This window comes from Paenibacillus naphthalenovorans (genome assembly GCF_900099895.1).
GTDB lineage: Bacteria > Bacillota > Bacilli > Paenibacillales > NBRC-103111 > Paenibacillus_G > Paenibacillus_G naphthalenovorans.
The window spans coordinates 17,437-34,227 of record NZ_FNDY01000009.1 but is presented as its reverse complement, the minus strand read 5'-3'; the positions used below and the strand labels follow the sequence as shown (position 1 = coordinate 34,227).

Sequence of the window (16,791 nt, the reverse complement as noted above, 5' to 3'; positions counted from 1 at the left end):
AATGTTGAACGGTTCCGCCACTGTAATGGGCTAGTTCTCTTTCTAATGATGTCACTCAAATCATGACTTATAGGGGCTGAGGCGGATGAAAAAAGGCTTAATCGTGGGATGCCTGGCGGTGCTGGCGGTTGGAATGATTTCCTTATCATCGGCATTTGCAGAGCAGGAAGTCAATGTAGAAGTGAAAAATGGACCGGCGGGAGCGGTTCGTCCGGATTTGGATAATGCCACAGTAGAACTGAGCATACCGGCCATTCGGGACGGTTCAGCGCATATTCGCCTGCGGAGTCCGGAGAAGAAGTTTGTCTCAACCGATTTTCCTTGGGTGGAAGGGACGGAATTAATCGATTCTACGGTGGCCATCCGGGATGGAAAGGCGTCGTTTCAATATATGTTTCCGATTCGCGGGGAGTATCCTTTATCGGTCGAATGGTTCGATGAGAACGGTCATCCTGAAGGCAGTCGTCAATTTGCCGTCACCATTGAGGAAAATCCCAAAGAGGTTCAAAATGCTTTGATCTTCATGGCGATGTTAGCATTCTTCGGATTGCTCGCCGGTTTTGGACTATCGAGAAGAAGGAGGGGTATCCATGCGGCGTAGGCATTGGTTCGGTTTGAGTTCCGTTTTATTGATGATGCTCATGTCTGCAACCGTCCTCGCCCATGAATCCCAAGAGACACATGCGAGCGAGCATCATGCCCGGGTCGGTCAACTCTTTTATTTGGAAGGCACCTTTGATCATATCGGCAGTGACCCCGTTGAAGTTCGTTTTCAGGCCGTCAAACTCGAAGATGGGGCGCACATCCTGTCTCTCCAAAATCGCTCGAATGATGGCAGCTATAAATTCGGGATGCAATTTTTCGACGGCACCGAACATGAAATAACCGTTCAGGCGATCCATCCGGCGAATGGTTCCGTGCTGGCTGAAAAGAAAACAACCGTGGGAGTGGAGGCGTTTCATCCTCCGATGTCGGTCAAAATCAAAACCATGATTTTTCTGCTGGCGACGATTGCCATCGGGATGGCAGCGGGTGTAGGCTTATCCGCCATATGGAAAGCCCAACGTTTATCCAAAGGAGGGGATTCCCATGTCACAGAGCTACACGCATGAAAAGAAGCATGCCTTCGAAAAGGTATTTTTGTCCCTTCCGGCACAATTGACCGCCGTTGCCTTCTTGGCCGGGATGGTGCTTTATACCGCACTCTTATCCGGATATGCTCCCGTCCATGATGCGCTCCATGAATTGCGGCATGCGTTAATGTTTATTCCCTGCCATTAAGGTGGTTTTACCCGTGGGCGATTTCGTCAATCATCTGTTTGCTGCTGTCATGGACCGATTTGCTAAAGCACGAAAAGTCGCGCAGCTGGAACATACCATTTCATCATTCATCCGTTATCAGGAAAAACGGGGCCAATTGTACCAAACGCTGCGCCATTTTGCCAATGATCCGCGCTGGGTGCTTCGTTATGTTGTGGGGAGGGAAATCGGCCGTTTTCTGGATGATGAAGCGGAAGAAGTGATCCGGATCTGGATGCGGCTTGCGGCGGATAAACACCTTTATGTAAGAGAGGCAACGGCAAAGGGAATGGTCTCGGCTATGGAGGCAGATTTTGATCGGGTGTGGCGTTTTTGGGAAAGCGCCTTTCACGATGATTCGGCTGAAGTCCGCCAGACGGCCGCCATGACGTTAATCCCTTTGTTGCAAAATCCTGTTTTGCGCAAGCGGCTGCTGCCGTTGGTCAAACCCATGGGCAGGGATGCTTCGCCGAAAGTAAAAGCCTTGTTCGAACGCTATCTCTCTCCTCATTTACTCGAAGAGGAACCGTTCCCTGTACCCGCCATGGATTTCAAGACAACTGCCGATCTCCCCGTTGCCAGCCGTTTGATCGATCAAGTGGTTGGCCAGGATGAAGCCGTAGCCATCATTCGGCTGGCGGCACGGCAAAAACGGTCGGTTTTGCTCATCGGCGAACCCGGAACGGGTAAAAGTATGCTGGGGCAGGCGATGGCTGAGCTTTTGCCGGCCTCCAACTTAGAGGACATCATCGTGGAGGCAAGGGGAAAAGCGAACAACATGCCCAAGGTAAAGGTCTTGTCGGCGGGACATGGAGAAGCGGTAGTCAGGCAGCGGGAACGGGAATTTCGGACGAATGTTTCTTCTCTGCGCTGGATATTAGGCTTTGCCGGGGCCGTTACGTTGATTGTGGGTGCCTTTTATGCTTATACCAGGGAAAATCCCGTCTACATCATGGGCAGCCTGATTCTGACGGTCATGATCGTTTGGTTTGCAAAATCGCTGAAGGCTAAGCCTTCGGAGCAAATTCCCAACTATCTGGTGAATAACTCCGGCAAGGTTAAAGCGCCATTTATCGATGCAACGGGACTGCATGCAGGAGCGCTGCTTGGAGATGTTCGCCATGACCCGTATCAATCCGGCGGCTTGGAATCCAAGCCCCATCACTTGGTTGAGCCTGGAGCCATTCATCTTGCCCATAAAGGTGTGCTGTTCATCGATGAGGTCGCGATGCTCTCGTTAGAATCGCAGCAGGCTTTGCTTACGGCGTTTCAGGAAAAGAAGCTGGCCATTACCGGGCGTTCCCCCGGTTCCAGCGGAACCATGGTTCGCACGGAGCCCGTTCCCAGTGATTTTGTGATGGTGATTGCCGGAAATGTGCCTGATGTCGACAAGATCCATCCCGCATTGCGGTCAAGAATCCGCGGTTATGGGTACGAGGTCTATATGAATGAGACGATGTCGGATACGGAGGAGAACCGGTATAAGCTGGCTTTGTTTGTCGCCCAGGAAATTCGAAGGGATGGCAAAATTCCGCATTTTACACGGGAGGCCGTCGAGGCCGTGATCGAGTGTGCGAGGCGAATAGCGGAATGTCCCGACCGTTTGTCCACCCGATTCCGTGAATTGGGCGGGCGGATCCGTTCGGCCGGGGATTTGGCCGTACAGTCAGGAGCAGCGCTTGTGCTTGCGGAACATGTGAAGAGAGCCGGACATTTTTCCCGCTCTATTGAAGAACAGAGGGTATGGCGTGAACGAAACGGATTAAAGCCTTTGCTTCGTCAGCCATCCCCGGGCAAGATCAAAGTCCTGTCGAATTATAAGGAAACCGCCGGTCAAATCATACAGATCTGGACTGCCGTTGTTCCCGCTGCAGAAGTCGAAATCAGAGTACCTCAAATGGAGTCTGGGGAATGGAATGTGCTGCCTATAGAAGCAGCCTTGAATCGTTATTGCTTATCGGGCCGGTATTATTTTGAAACCGAGGGTGCGGCAGCCGGCGAAAGGACGGAGGACTTTACCCTGGCCATGGCCCTATCGGCGTTGTCGGCTAAACACGGGGTTTTCATACCCGAGGATATAGCGGTATGCGGAAGTTTGAATGTCGCGGGAATGGTCGGAGAATGCGCCTTTTTTGGTCGGAAAATGCTGACCGCCAAGCATGGAGGCATTCGCACGATACTTGCCCCGCTTGCCAACAAGCATATCGAGGTTCCTCCGACGATTCATGTGGTGTGGGTACAGTCGCTTGATGAAGCATGGAATGCCGTTCAGCTTCTTACCCGAACAAAACTTGAACGGGACAGCTTTTCCTTTGAAGAGCTTTTGAAATGAAAAAAAAGTTTTTGCATGCATGAGCTGTTCCTTAAAGCAGGTCCCAATTAAATTTCAAACGATGAGAGGGGTTTTTCAGTATGAGACATGGGGATATTTCCAGCAGTCATGACACAGTAGGGGTAGCGGTTGTGAATTACAAAATGCCGCGTTTGCATACCCGATCTGAGGTATTGGAGAATTGCAAGAAAATCGCAGAAATGATCGTTGGTATGAAGCAGGGCTTGCCCGGTATGGATCTTGTCATTTTTCCGGAATACAGCACGCATGGCATTATGTATGACGAGAAAGAAATGTATGAAACGGCATCGATGATTCCCGGCGAAGAAACGGCAATCTTTGCGGAAGCTTGCAGAAAAGCCAATGTATGGGGAGTGTTCTCATTAACAGGAGAAAGACACGAAGAGCATCCGAATAAAAGACCGTACAATACACTTATTCTTATGAACAACAAGGGAGAGATTGTCCAAAAGTATAGAAAAATTATACCGTGGACTCCGATCGAGGGCTGGTACCCTGGAGATAAGACCTATGTAAGCGAGGGACCTAAAGGGCTTAAGGTCAGTTTAATTGTTTGCGATGATGGAAATTATCCGGAAATTTGGCGTGATTGTGCCGTAAAGGGAGCGGAACTCATCGTAAGATGCCAGGGATATATGTATCCTGCCAAAGAACAACAAATTTTGATCGCCAAGTCCATGGCTTGGGCTAACAACACCTATGTAGCCGTAGCCAATGCTTCCGGATTTGATGGAGTATATTCTTATTTTGGCCATTCATCGATCATTGGCTTTGACGGCCGTACGCTGGGAGAGTGCGGTACCGAAGAAAATGGTATTCAATATGCAGAGATCTCGATGTCCCAGATCCGGGATTTCAGGAAAACGGCTCAATCTCAAAACCATCTCTTTAAACTTCTGCACAGAGGATATACAGGGATCATTCATTCCGGAGAAGGAGACAAAGGGGTTGCGGAATGCCCGTTCGAATTCTATAAAACATGGGTATCCGACCCTGTAAAAGCCCGTGAACAAGTAGAAGCGATCACTAGATCAACCATTGGAACCGAAGAATGTCCAATCGAAGGACTTCCTAACGAAAAAACAAATTTGATTGGACAGAAATAATATCTCCGTCATTCTCTATATATAGTTTGAGGGGCGAGAATGTCGGAAAGGCAAGAGGGGCTTGTATGAGTTGATCGATATAAGGGGCAGACGAACTTTTCATTTCGACCTGCCCCTTTTTGATCATGGTATCGTTCCCTTTCATTGACTTCATTCGTTAAGGAGGAGATTTGAATGGCTGATGTATTGTTTCGTGTAGATTTAAACAAACCGATGGAGGAGCAGGAGACTCCCGGGCATAACCGCTGGCATCCCGATATCCCGGCCACCGTGTCAGTCAATCCGGGAACGGAATTTCGTATGGAGTGCAAAGACTGGACGGATGGTCAAATTCAGAACAACGACGATCCGTCTGATATTCGGGATGTGAATTTGCATCGCGTACACGTGTTAAGCGGACCGGTCTGGGTCAACGGTGCGGAGCCGGGAGATTTGCTTGTTGTGGACATTCTGGATATAGGTACCTTTGCGGAGTCGCAATGGGGATTTAACGGCATTTTTGCCAAGCAAAACGGCGGCGGGTTTCTGACGGATCATTACCCTGATGCGGCAAAATCGATATGGGATTTCCACGGGATTTACGCTACCTCCCGCCATATACCGGGCGTTAAGTTTGCCGGAATTTTACATCCCGGATTAATCGGAACCGCCCCTTCCCATGCCTTGCTGGATAAATGGAACAAACGGGAAAAGGAGCTTGTTGCTAAGAATCCTGACCGAGTGCCCGGATTAGCTAACCTGCCTTCACCGGATAGCGCTGTACTCGGCTCGCTGAAGGGGCAGAAATTCAACCGGATTGCCCGGGAAGCGGCGCGTACGGTTCCGCCTCGGGAGCATGGCGGCAACTGTGACATTAAAAATCTGTCCAAGGGCACGCGAATTTATTTCCCCGTCTTCGTTGACGGTGCCAAGCTTTCATTAGGCGATCTTCATTTTTCACAAGGGGATGGTGAGATCTCCTTCTGCGGCGGCATCGAAATGGCCGGTTGGGTGGATCTCCATGTCGATCTCATCAAAGGAGGGATGGCCAAATACAATATCATCGAAAATCCCGTATTTAAGCCTGGGCCGGTTGATCCTCATTACTCGGAGTTTCTCGTATTTGAGGGCATTTCCGTCCATGAGACAACGGGGGAGCAGCATTACCTTGACGCCCACATCGCGTACCGCCGAGCGTGCTTGAACGCTATCGACTATCTGAAAACGACAATGGGCTTAACTGGCGAACAAGCTTACATGCTGCTCAGTACGGCCCCGGTTGAAGGCCGGATCAGCGGTATCGTCGATGTTCCGAATGCCTGCTGCACCCTTTGGATACCGACCTCCATCTTTGACAGGGATATTCTCCCCAGTTAGTAAGGTTGTAGGAGGAAAGCAAAACCAATCGTGAATGCGCGGGGCACCATCCGATGGGTAGCCCCTTGGCTCCACCGATGAACAGGCTGAAGAGGAGATGACGATATGCCGCAATATGAGTTTGTATGTCAAAACTGTGGACCGTTCGTACAGTGGATGAGCATGAGCAGCGTCAAGGAAAGTATTCCTTGTGTCACCTGCGACAATCCAGCCAATCGGATGTATACGCCGCCCGGTGTTATTCTGACGCCTTATGCGCTGCGCCGCCGTGTGGAACAAAGCGCAGTACCGAAGGTGGTCAGGCGGGAACAGGCCGCTCATCACCATGGACACAGCCACAATCATTCCCCGCATCGCCAAGGAGGCCATCATCACACAGCAAACCGTCCCTGGATGGCGGGACATTAACGTGCTGTAAAGTTGAAAATCAGCGCAGCAGAGAGCGAAAAAGTAAAATCGTCGGCTGATAAGTTGAATTTCAGTGTAACAGCCAGCAGCAAAGTAAAATGGCCACTTGTAAGGTTGATTTTCAGCGCAGTGGCCAGTGTGCGGCTCGAACCGAGGGTCGTGATCTGTAAGCGGCTTAGCGGCTGGAACCCATGCCCCTCTCTCCCAATGCAGTTTAGATAAGGGAAGGCAGCCGGGTTTTTCTTAAAAGACGAGCATAAAAAAGCTTAAGCACTTCTTGGATGAGGAGCTTGAGCTTTTTTCATTTGGAGTTTAATCAAAATATGGAATTGCCGTTTAAAAAGTTTACAAATCCGATCGGATAGTGATAGTATAAAATACTACATTACAGGAGGGAATCATTACAGGAGGGAATGACAGATGAGTACGTCAGAAGCAAATATTATAAACCTTAATCCAGCTGGCAAGATAGAAAAACCAGGCGTGAATCGTCGGATCACGATGATTGCCTTGATGCTGTTCGCGCTTGGATTCGTATTTCTTGGCAGTACGGTTTCCTATAAGCAGGCTTCATTATATTTAATTGCAGGCGTGTTGGGATTGGCTTTGTATCATGCCCACTATGGTTTTACAAGCTCATTTCGCATTTTTCTTGTCTCGGGTCGCGGACTTGGAATCCGGGCCCAGATGATTTTGTTTTTCATTGCAAATCTTTTGTTCCTGCCGCTGCTGTTGGGGGTGACTGACAATCCGGTTGCGGGATATGTATCTCCTGTTGGCATGTCCGTTTTGATCGGCGCTTTTATCTTTGGCATAGGGATGCAAATGGGGGATGGATGTGCATCAGGCACACTCTACCACATAGGCGGAGGAGACTCCCGCGGTATTTTGACCTTAATCGGCTTTGTGGCCGGATCGGTCATAGGCAGTGCTCATTTCACATGGTGGATGGCTACTCCGAATATCGGTCCTGTGTCTTTCATTGAAACATTCGGCGCCCTTGGAGGCTTTTTACTGAATTTAGCGCTGCTTGCGTTTGTATTTATGGCAACGATCTATATTGAGAGACGCCGGAATGGAAATGTAGAATCGCTTCGCCTGGATTGGAAAAGCGGATGGAAGACGGTCTATAGAGGGCCTTGGCCTTTGATTATCGGGAGCGTTGTGCTTGCGGTCGGAAACGCCGTCGTGCTGTATATTTCCGGCAAGCCCTGGGGTGTGACATCGGCTTTTGCTTTGTGGGGAGCCAAAATATCGCAGGCGCTGGGTATTCAGGTTACGGATTGGGGCTACTGGCAGACCCCGGCCAATGCTGCGGCATTGAACAGTAGTATATTCAAAGATGTGACGTCCGTAATGGATATTGGACTCATGCTGGGCGCTTTGCTTGCCCTGGGTCTAAGCGGCAAACCAAATCGGTTTCTCCGAAACATTCCTCCGCGAATGATTGCAGGTTTATTGATCGGCGGTATTATGATGGGGTATGGGGCGCGGATCGCGTTCGGCTGCAATATTGGAGCCTATTTCGGAGGAATTGCTTCCTTCAGCCTGCATGGCTGGGAGTGGATGATTGGCGCCATGCTCGGCAGTGTCATAGGCGTGAAACTGCGTCCGGTTTGCGCATTTGGCAAAAATGAGTGAGGCTGGAGCGTAATTTGACGGAGCGTTCACCAGGCCTGACCTTATTTTAGCAATATGCCCGAAAAGCGGCGTATTCCTCAAGTGCTGTTTTTATACTTTCCGAAGGGGTTGAAAAAAATACATCAACGAATTTCTGATGAGCCGAAAGATGAAACACCTGGATAAAGGTGGTCTCTTTCGGTTTTTTTGCATTTACCTACAAAAAGTAATATTGTCCATGATTCATAGTAAGGATATCCATGGCTTCTTTTTACAGTTCGAGTTAGCATAAACTATAGAAACGCAATTTCTTTTGAAAAGATATAGAAATATAGAGGGGAATATACTGATCCAGTTCCAAAAACCATCGCTGGATCTGTTGGTTTGGGTTTTGCATTATAGTCCATCAATTTATAAAATCGGAAGTGAAGTATGTTGGAATCATGGAAACGAACGTTAATCATTTTGTGGATAGGAGTGCTTTTTTGCAGTTCCAGCTATACGATGGCGGTGCCGTTCCTGCCTTTGTTTCTGTTTGATTTGGGTGTGGAGCAGGGCAATGTTCATTTGTGGGCCGGTGTGATCTATTCATCATCGTTCCTGGTAGGTGCGGTCATGGCTCCGTTCTGGGGCTCCATGGCGGATAAATACGGAAAACGGCGAATGGTCATACGGGCAGGCTTCTCTCTTGCAATCGTTTATGCGCTGTTCGCGCTCGTAACCAATCCATGGGAGCTTATGGGAGCCCGTTTATTACACGGTTTTGTGGGAGGGTTCGTCCCGGCTTCCATGGCTATCGTAGCTTCAAGCGTTCCGGAGAACAAGATGGGCTTCTCTCTTGGTTTGATGCAGGCGGGAACGATGACGGGAGGGATTATCGGTCCCTTGTTCGGCGGGCTGCTTGCCAACTGGTTTGGAATGCGGATGTCATTTGTCGTTTCCGCCTCCATCATCTTCCTCGCAACGGTAGCGGTGCTCATCTGGATAAAGGAAACAGGCAAAGCGGCTCCCGGTGAAAGTGTCAAACTGGCCGACAGCTTCAGAATGGCTGTGCGCAACCGCACATTTCTTCAATTGTTGTCCGTGCTTGTCGTTTTTCAGTTATGCATCAATATGATCCAGCCTATGCTGGCGCTTCATATTGCCGATCTTCAAGGCAACTTGCAAGGCACCGTACTGACCTCCGGCATTATTTTTTCTCTTATTGGGATTGCAGGTATTATCGCTTCACCGTATTGGGGGAAGGTTGGAGAGAAATACGGCTACCGGACGGTGCTGCATCTGGGCTTGATTATCGGAGGCGGGGTCGTCTGCCTGCAATATTTCGTCCAGCAGTTATGGCTTTTTACGGTTATTCAGTTCCTGTTCGGCTTATTTATCGCTGCGGTGGTGCCTTCGGTCAATACTCTTGCTGTTCGCAGTACGGACCCGGACTTTCGTGGAAGGTCGTTCGGTTTTACCCAGAGCGCGAATCAATTGGGATCGATGATCGGACCGCTGCTTGGAGGCGGCATGGGGATGTTCGTTAATATTCATTGGATTTTTGTCGCGACGGGCATGATTTTGATTGTGTTCGGGACTATGCTGGCCGTTCGCTTTCATATGGTTCCTTCCATGTCGGGTTCCGCGATGACCCTCGATAAATGGAAATGGAAAATCGAGAGGAAGTCGGGGTAATCAGGCGATGCCCAAATGCCCAACCAAACCGCTCGATTGATCCGGCAGCCGATGGAATCATCGGATCAGGCCCGGTCGTGAGCATATAAACCCATTGGTCTAAAATGATAGCTGTCGAGGCCGTCCCTTTTGGGGCGGTCTGTTTGTTTTATGGAGAAATAACGGGTTTTAAGCTGCATTATCCACAGGCTTATCCACAAAATTAACATCTTATCTATAGAGGCTGTGGTTCGTTTTTTGAAACATACTAACATATCCACAATGGAAGTTATGCACATTTCATGCTGCTTTCCGGCTCTTGTGAATTGTCGCTTGTTCTTTCCTCAAATAAAAGTTATTCTATGTAGAAAGTGAATGCCGCAGTTAACCATTGCCGAATAGTCAGGAGGATTAAACCGCATGGGGGATCCGCGTTATAGGACGAATACGTTTAGACGTTTCTTTCTAAATAATAAATTCGTCTTGTTTTTAATGATCTTGCTTTTGATCGGCTTAAACATTTTGGTACTAAACAAAATCCCTTACGTATTCGCGCCTCTCGTTGTGCTGGTCAAGACCGTGCTGCTTCCGCTTCTCCTCACAGGAATCGCCTTTTATTTACTCAATCCTATTGTCAATTGGATGGAGAGAAAGAGGATCAAACGGGTTTATGCGATCTTCCTTCTGTATCTGGTCATTATTTGTGGGATTACCCTGCTCCTGGTGACGGTTGTACCGCTTATCCGCGAACAAGTACTCGGGCTGATGGATAACATCCCCAGATACAGCAAAGAGTTCGAAACCAGGTTCAGGCAGCTCATAGGCAGTCCGATTTTCAATCAGCTTCAGCAAACGCTGGGTACGAGCTCAACCGACTGGATGAACGGCCTGTCATCCAGAGTTTCCGCAATTGTGAATCGTGCGGGAGCGAGTATCGGAAGCTTTGTGGGGGCTGTAACGGAAACCATTCTGGCTGTCATTATCGTACCGTTTATATTGTTTTATCTGCTGAAGGACGGACGAAAGCTCCCACAATATATTTTGGGCTTCATACCTACAGCGCTTCGCGATGAAACGCACCGGGTGATGATCGAGATGAATAATCAGATCAGTTCTTATATCCGGGGACAGATCATCGTCAGCTGCTGCATCGGCTTCTTATTATACGTGGGCTACCGCATTATCGGTTTGGAATATTCCCTTGTCCTGGCGATCGTAGCGGCCTGTACGAGTATCGTACCTTATTTGGGTCCGGCGATTGCCATCACACCGGCTCTGATCGTGGCCACGGTGACTTCACCGGTCATGCTGCTGAAAATGATCGTGATCTGGACCATTGTTCAGTTAATTGAAGGCAAATTCATCTCGCCGCAAATTATGGGCAAAACGCTGCAGATTCATCCGATTACGATCATTTTTGTTATTTTAACGGCAGGCAACTTATTCGGAGTGCTTGGCGTGATCTTGGCCGTTCCCGGCTATGCCGTATTGAAAGTCATTGTTTCTCACTTGTTCGAATGGATGAAGGAACGATCCGGGTTATATACACCTGTAGATTAATATGGCTATTTGAGAATAAAGGCATCCCTGAGAGGATGTCTTTTTGCCGTTTTGGCGATCCGCATGAACACGGCATTTTCTCGATCGGTTTGGCTCCCTTCAGAATTTTTATGAAACAAGTGAATTCCCGGATTTGTCACAGTTTTAACCGATCTGTAACACTTTCCTTGAAAAAGCCGTGCTATGATCTAGTTATCAAGTGAAATGAATCACAAAGATTTTGAACAGATTGTGAAATTTTTCGCAATCTCTGTTTCTGAAAGGAGATGAGCCACCATGAATTACCGCAAGCTGCTATTTTCTCCACTGGCAATCATTTTGGTTGTGCTGCTAAGCGGCTGCGAACCGAATCTGGTTGTTTTTCAACCCCAGGGACCTGTGGCCAGAAGCATTATGGAGCTGATTAACTGGTCATTGATTTGGATGCTGCTTGTCGTTGTTGTCGTGTTCGGGCTGTTCGGTTATATTGTGTGGAAATATCGCGAGAGGCCTGAAAATAAAGATTATGAGCCGCCGGAGGAGCACGGCAGTACGCTGCTGGAGGTCATTTGGACCGCGATTCCGATCCTCATCGTTGTCGCCTTGACGATCCCTACGGTAACAACGCTGTATGATTTGGAGGAAGTCCCCAAGGGCTATGAGGAAAAAAAGCCGATTACGATTCATGTCACTTCGGCGGATTGGAAATGGATCTTCAGCTATCCGGAGCAGGGGATCGAGACCGTCAACTATGTCAATATACCGGAGGATACGCCTATTTTGTTTAAATTAACGTCGGCCAGCACCATGCAGTCTTTCTGGGTTCCGGCTTTAGGCGGACAAAAATATACGATGGGCAAAATGCAGACGCAATTGTATCTTGTCGCGGATCATCCCGGTTCGTATTTAGGCCGGAACACCAACTTCAACGGCCGGGGATATGCGGATATGGAATTTGAGGTGTTGGCTCAAACCCAAGAGGATTTTGACCAATGGGTAAAGGATGTCGCCAATACCGCTCCGAAGCTGACGGAAGAAAAATATGAAGAGCTGTTGAGACCGACTCATTTGGGACGATTGACTTTTTCCAATACGCATCTGGAATGGGTTAACCATGCGGAGCCCGATTCCTTGACGTACACCCATCCTGAGCTGTACAGGTATCACGGTTATCAGGGCAAAGTGTTTGAGGAAGAAGATAATTATCAGAACAAAGGCAAAGGGAACGCAGGGAACATAGATAACACCGGGAACAAAGGTAATCCCGGGAACAAAGAAACCAGTCCTGTAGAGCAGAAAGAACAGAGTAACACCGACGGAGGTGGGCATCATGGGCATTAAATGGGATGAGTTTTTTATAACGGGGGATCCGTTAATTCTAGGTTCTCAGATTGCCATTCTTTTGACCATAATCGGGATTGTCGCAACACTGACTTATCTCAAAAGGTGGAGATGGCTGTGGAAGGAATGGCTGACCACCGTCGACCATAAACGGATCGGAATTATGTATATCATCTCCGCTGTTCTGATGTTTTTCCGCGGAGGCATGGACGGCTTGTTAATGAAGGCGCAAACGTCCAGGCCGGAATTGCAGTTTTTGAACGCTCAGCATTACAACGAAATTTTTACGACGCACGGCGTGATTATGATTCTGTTCATGGCGATGCCGTTCCTGATCGGATTGATGAACGTCATTATTCCTCTGCAAATCGGAGCGAGGGATGTGGCTTTCCCGCAATTGAACGCCTGGAGCTTCTGGCTGTTCTTCAGCGGTGCGATGCTGTTTAACATCTCGTTTGTAATCGGCGGATCTCCCGATGCGGGATGGACTTCCTACTTCCCCCTTGCGGGTAAAGAATTCAGTCCCGGCATAGGCAACAACTATTATGCCATTGCTCTGCAGATCGCAGGGATCGGCACGCTGATGACAGGGATCAATTTTATCGTCACCATTCTCAAAATGAGAACCAAAGGCATGACTTTAATGAAAATGCCGATGTTCACCTGGACGACATTAATCACATCCGTGATCATTGTGGCTGCCTTTCCGATCTTTACGGTGGCGCTTGCCCTGATGACGTTCGACCGGTTGTACGGCACCCATTTCTTTACCTTATCCGGCGGCGGTCTGGATATGCTGTGGGCGAACCTGTTCTGGCTTTGGGCTCACCCGGAAGTATATATTGTCATACTCCCGGCGTTCGGAATCTTCTCCGAAGTCATTGCGACCTTCTCCCGCAAAACGCTTTATGGCTATAAATCGATGGTATTTTCCATTCTGGGGATTGCCATTCTCAGTATGGTCGTGTGGGTGCACCACTTTTACACCATGGGCGCGGGAGCGTTGGTCAACTCGTTCTTCTCGATTACGACGATGCTGATTGCCGTTCCGACAGGCGTCAAAATGTTTAACTGGTTGTTTACGATGCGCAAAGGCCGCATCAAAATGACGACCGCGATGCTGTGGGCGCTGGCTTTTGTGCCCTGCTTTGTGATCGGCGGGGTCACAGGCGTGATGCTGGGCATGGGTGCGGCCGACTATCAGTATCATAATACGCTTTTTCTGGTCGCGCATTTCCATTACGTTCTGATTCCAGGTGTAGTATTTGCCGTATTTGCCGGCCTATACTACTGGTGGCCCAAAATGTTCGGTCACATGCTGAATGAAAAAATCGGCAAATGGCACTTCTGGCTGTTTGTCATCGGCTTCAATATTACGTTCTTTCCGATGTTCTTCCTTGGTTTGGACGGTGCGGTAAGACGGGCTTACACTTACTCGGCGGAATCGGGCTTCGCTCCGCTGTTCCTGGTGTCGGCGATCGGCTCCGTGATCCTGGCGATAGGTTTTGCCGTCTTTTGTTATAACATTTACTGGAGTATTCGCTATGCGGACCGCAACGTATCCAGTGACCCGTGGGATGCGAGAACGCTGGAGTGGGCTACCGCTTCGCCGGTTCAGCATTATAATTTCACCAAGCTTCCGGAAGTAACGACACAGGATGCCTTCTGGCATATGAAAAAGAACAACGTAGGCCTGACACTTAAAAAAGAGGATATTGAAGAGATTCATATGCCCAGCAATACGGGACTTCCGTTTATCATGTGCGTGGTGTTCGGCATTACCGGATTCTTTCTGGTATTCGAATGGCACATGGCGGCGGCAGTTGCGGCTGTAGGCATTATTGTCGGAATGATCGTCCGCTCTTTCGACTACGACGACGGTTATCACGTGCATAAGGAAGAAATTGAAATGACGGAGCAGGCTTGGAGAAACAGGGAAGGAGAGGTGAACCGGTATGTCGGCTAATGTCAACACAACGCAGCCTTTGGAATATCAAACCGCACAAAACCGGATGAATGTTCTCGGATTCTGGATTTTCCTCGGGGCTGAGATCGTCTTGTTCTCGACGCTTTTCGGTGTGTACGGCGTGCTTTACGAACGGTATGCAGGGGGTCCGACCCATCAGGACATTATTATGATCAAAGAAGTCATGATTCAAACCCTATTGCTGTTGACCAGCAGCTTTACCTGCGGTTTAGCTATCTTCGAAATGCGCCGAAATCATCTCAAAGGCTTGATCGGTTGGCTGGCAGTTACTTTCCTGCTGGGGATCGGGTTTCTCTATATGGAAGTGAACGAATTCATCCACTACGTTCATTTGGGCGCCACCATGCAAACGAGCGCCTTCCTGTCCAGCTTTTTCGTTCTGCTCGGAACTCACGGTGCGCACGTGACCTTGGGGATCGGCTGGGGGATCATGATCATTATTCAGCTTCTGCAAAGAGGCTTGACTCCGGTAACGGCTCGAAAAACATTTATTATCGGTTTGTACTGGCATTTTCTGGATGTCGTCTGGATCTTTATCTTTACATTCGTGTATTTAAAAGGGATGGTGGCTTAAATGGATAACAAAGCGAAAGGCTTTCCCTTGGGGCATGTCTTTGGATTTATATTATCCTTGGTGCTCACCTTTGCCGCAGCCGGCGTGGCCTTAAAAACATCCTTGCCGTTTCATACCATTATGTGGATTATCGGCACTTTGGCGGTAATCCAAGCCGGACTTCAATTATTCATGTTCATGCATGTCAATGAGGGTGAGGATCGAAAATCGCAGCTCATTAATATTTTTTATGGTATTTTCATGGCCATTATCATTGTACTCGGGACCATATGGGTCATGTCGTTTGGAGACCATATCCATTAACAAGAAAAGAGGGCGCCCCGTCTTAAAGACTTGGGGTAGCCCTTTTTTTCGAGGTGGAAAGGCTCCGGCTGCTTTCGTGGGCCGCATTCTCCATCAGACCCAGAACTAAGCCGAAAAGATACACGAATACAGACGAGACGATAACGCCTATGCCGCTGAATAAAAGATATTCCGTTTGGATACCGCTTACAAAGAAGCTCATAATAATAACGATAAGCCCTAAAATGGCGGATGCGGCCGAAACGGTGTTGGTGAATTTCATCGCTTTCGGTTGAGGTTCGTTCATGATCTTCACTCCTTTATTTCCATTCTACGCCTGTTCACAATTTTGTCAAATATTATTTTTGACTTTGCGATCCTTAATGATGATGTGACATCTTTGAAACACAAATTGTTTTTATGATCAAAATATGCCACATTATTAATGAAGATCAAATCAGTTTGGGGGAAAGCAGGAAAGTGATGAAGTTATGGAAATGGCTTTGCACAGTGCTCATCGTTTCATTATTCATAGGTTTGAGCGGCTGTGCACCTGCAGTTGACCGTGAAGATCAGGCGGGGCAAACTGCAGCACTAACCGGTTTCGATGAGGTTGCGGAATACATCTCGAAGCACGGTAAGCTTCCGGATAATTTTATTACCAAGAATGAAGCCAGAAAATTAGGATGGGATCCGCAAAAGGGCAATCTGGCGGAAGTCGCGCCCGGCAAAAGCATAGGCGGCGATGTATTTCAAAACCGCGAAGGCTTGCTTCCCAAGAAGAACGGGAGAATATGGTATGAGGCCGATATCAATTATAAAAAGGGAGCCCGCGGCAGCGACCGGATCGTCTTTTCCAACGATGGGCTCATCTATAAGACTACAGATCATTATCGAACGTTTACCCGGATAAAATAACAAGGGGAGGACGCATGTGCATACGGTACAGTTAGAAGGAAGTCACATAAAGGAACGGCAGCAATTACACGACTTTCTAAAAAAAGAACTGCAGCTGCCCGACACCTATGGCAGCAATCTGGACGCTTTGTGGGATTGCCTGACGGGATGGGTACGGCTCCCCTTGACGATCCGATGGATAGATCCAGAAGCCAGCAGACGTCATCTGGGTGAATACGCGGATCAATTGCTTGATCTTCTAAGAGAAGCGGAACAAGAGGTGGATGGCTTTTACTTGGAAGTCGTCGAAAATAGTGCGCCATGATGATAAACCGGAGGACATCGGCCTCCAGTTTATTGCTGTGTACGCCCA

General features: G+C 48.6%; 17 protein-coding genes. 16 read left to right on the top strand and 1 reads right to left on the bottom strand.

The genetic code is table 11. From position 1 onward, the window contains the following. Positions 1-85 precede the first annotated feature (85 nt). The 14 genes from BLT35_RS11130 (at position 86) to qoxD (ending at position 15,542) form a co-directional block, all read left to right on the top strand. On the top strand, positions 86-601 hold the full coding sequence (locus BLT35_RS11130; protein WP_054817646.1) for a hypothetical protein: 516 nt from the start codon (positions 86-88) through the stop codon (positions 599-601). After that, the gene (locus tag BLT35_RS11125; RefSeq protein WP_062406479.1) at positions 591-1,112 is read left to right on the top strand and encodes a hypothetical protein; all 522 of its coding nucleotides are present in this window, start codon (positions 591-593) and stop codon (positions 1,110-1,112) included. Before BLT35_RS11130 ends, BLT35_RS11125 begins: the two co-directional genes overlap by 11 nt. Further along, positions 1,090-1,281: a CbtB domain-containing protein gene (locus BLT35_RS11120; protein ID WP_062406482.1), complete on the top strand. Its 192-nt coding sequence runs from the start codon at positions 1,090-1,092 to the stop codon at positions 1,279-1,281. Before BLT35_RS11125 ends, BLT35_RS11120 begins: the two co-directional genes overlap by 23 nt. Positions 1,282-1,294: 13 nt before the next feature. Then, positions 1,295-3,631: an ATP-dependent protease LonB gene (lonB, locus tag BLT35_RS11115; protein ID WP_083351275.1), complete on the top strand. Its 2,337-nt coding sequence runs from the start codon at positions 1,295-1,297 to the stop codon at positions 3,629-3,631. Between the two features lie 80 nt (positions 3,632-3,711). Continuing rightward, positions 3,712-4,758, top strand: a complete 1,047-nt coding sequence (locus tag BLT35_RS11110; protein WP_062406487.1) for an aliphatic amidase — start codon at positions 3,712-3,714, stop codon at positions 4,756-4,758. Between the two features lie 174 nt (positions 4,759-4,932). Next, positions 4,933-6,114, top strand: coding sequence for a formamidase (fmdA, locus tag BLT35_RS11105; RefSeq protein WP_074727978.1), 1,182 nt, complete (start codon positions 4,933-4,935; stop codon positions 6,112-6,114). Between the two features lie 105 nt (positions 6,115-6,219). Beyond that, positions 6,220-6,522, top strand: a complete 303-nt coding sequence (locus BLT35_RS11100; protein ID WP_054819263.1) for an FmdB family zinc ribbon protein — start codon at positions 6,220-6,222, stop codon at positions 6,520-6,522. Positions 6,523-6,942: 420 nt separating this feature from the next. Continuing rightward, entirely contained in the window at positions 6,943-8,163 is a 1,221-nt protein-coding gene (locus tag BLT35_RS11095; RefSeq protein WP_054819264.1) for a YeeE/YedE family protein, read from the top strand. 411 nt (positions 8,164-8,574) lie between these two features. Then, positions 8,575-9,819: an MFS transporter gene (locus tag BLT35_RS11090; RefSeq protein ID WP_074727976.1), complete on the top strand. Its 1,245-nt coding sequence runs from the start codon at positions 8,575-8,577 to the stop codon at positions 9,817-9,819. A 399-nt stretch (positions 9,820-10,218) separates the two neighbouring features. After that, positions 10,219-11,358 carry an AI-2E family transporter gene (locus tag BLT35_RS11085; RefSeq protein WP_074727974.1) on the top strand — a complete coding sequence of 380 codons (1,140 nt, stop codon included), beginning with the start codon at positions 10,219-10,221 and terminating at the stop codon, positions 11,356-11,358. A gap of 276 nt (positions 11,359-11,634) precedes the next feature. Next, a complete protein-coding gene (gene qoxA / locus BLT35_RS11080; RefSeq protein ID WP_062406501.1) occupies positions 11,635-12,678 on the top strand; it encodes a cytochrome aa3 quinol oxidase subunit II in 1,044 nt (347 codons plus the stop codon). After that, complete coding sequence (gene qoxB / locus BLT35_RS11075; RefSeq protein ID WP_062406504.1) at positions 12,668-14,644, top strand: cytochrome aa3 quinol oxidase subunit I; 1,977 nt, start codon at positions 12,668-12,670, stop codon at positions 14,642-14,644. Before qoxA ends, qoxB begins: the two co-directional genes overlap by 11 nt. Next, the gene (qoxC, locus tag BLT35_RS11070) at positions 14,634-15,239 is read left to right on the top strand and encodes a cytochrome aa3 quinol oxidase subunit III (protein WP_054819266.1); all 606 of its coding nucleotides are present in this window, start codon (positions 14,634-14,636) and stop codon (positions 15,237-15,239) included. The genes qoxB and qoxC overlap by 11 nt, the downstream gene beginning before the upstream one ends. Next, the gene (qoxD, locus tag BLT35_RS11065) at positions 15,240-15,542 is read left to right on the top strand and encodes a cytochrome aa3 quinol oxidase subunit IV (RefSeq protein WP_054819267.1); all 303 of its coding nucleotides are present in this window, start codon (positions 15,240-15,242) and stop codon (positions 15,540-15,542) included. A gap of 22 nt (positions 15,543-15,564) precedes the next feature. Here the strand turns inward: qoxD and BLT35_RS11060 are convergent, their stop codons facing one another. After that, entirely contained in the window at positions 15,565-15,828 is a 264-nt protein-coding gene (locus BLT35_RS11060; protein ID WP_074727972.1) for a thioredoxin domain-containing protein, read from the bottom strand. Between the two features lie 176 nt (positions 15,829-16,004). Between BLT35_RS11060 and BLT35_RS11055 the strand changes: the two genes are divergently transcribed. Both BLT35_RS11055 and BLT35_RS11050 read left to right on the top strand, forming a co-directional pair. After that, complete coding sequence (locus BLT35_RS11055) at positions 16,005-16,439, top strand: ribonuclease domain-containing protein (protein ID WP_074728115.1); 435 nt, start codon at positions 16,005-16,007, stop codon at positions 16,437-16,439. A gap of 16 nt (positions 16,440-16,455) precedes the next feature. Further along, positions 16,456-16,743, top strand: a complete 288-nt coding sequence (locus BLT35_RS11050) for a barstar family protein (RefSeq protein WP_062406510.1) — start codon at positions 16,456-16,458, stop codon at positions 16,741-16,743. Positions 16,744-16,791 lie beyond the last annotated feature (48 nt).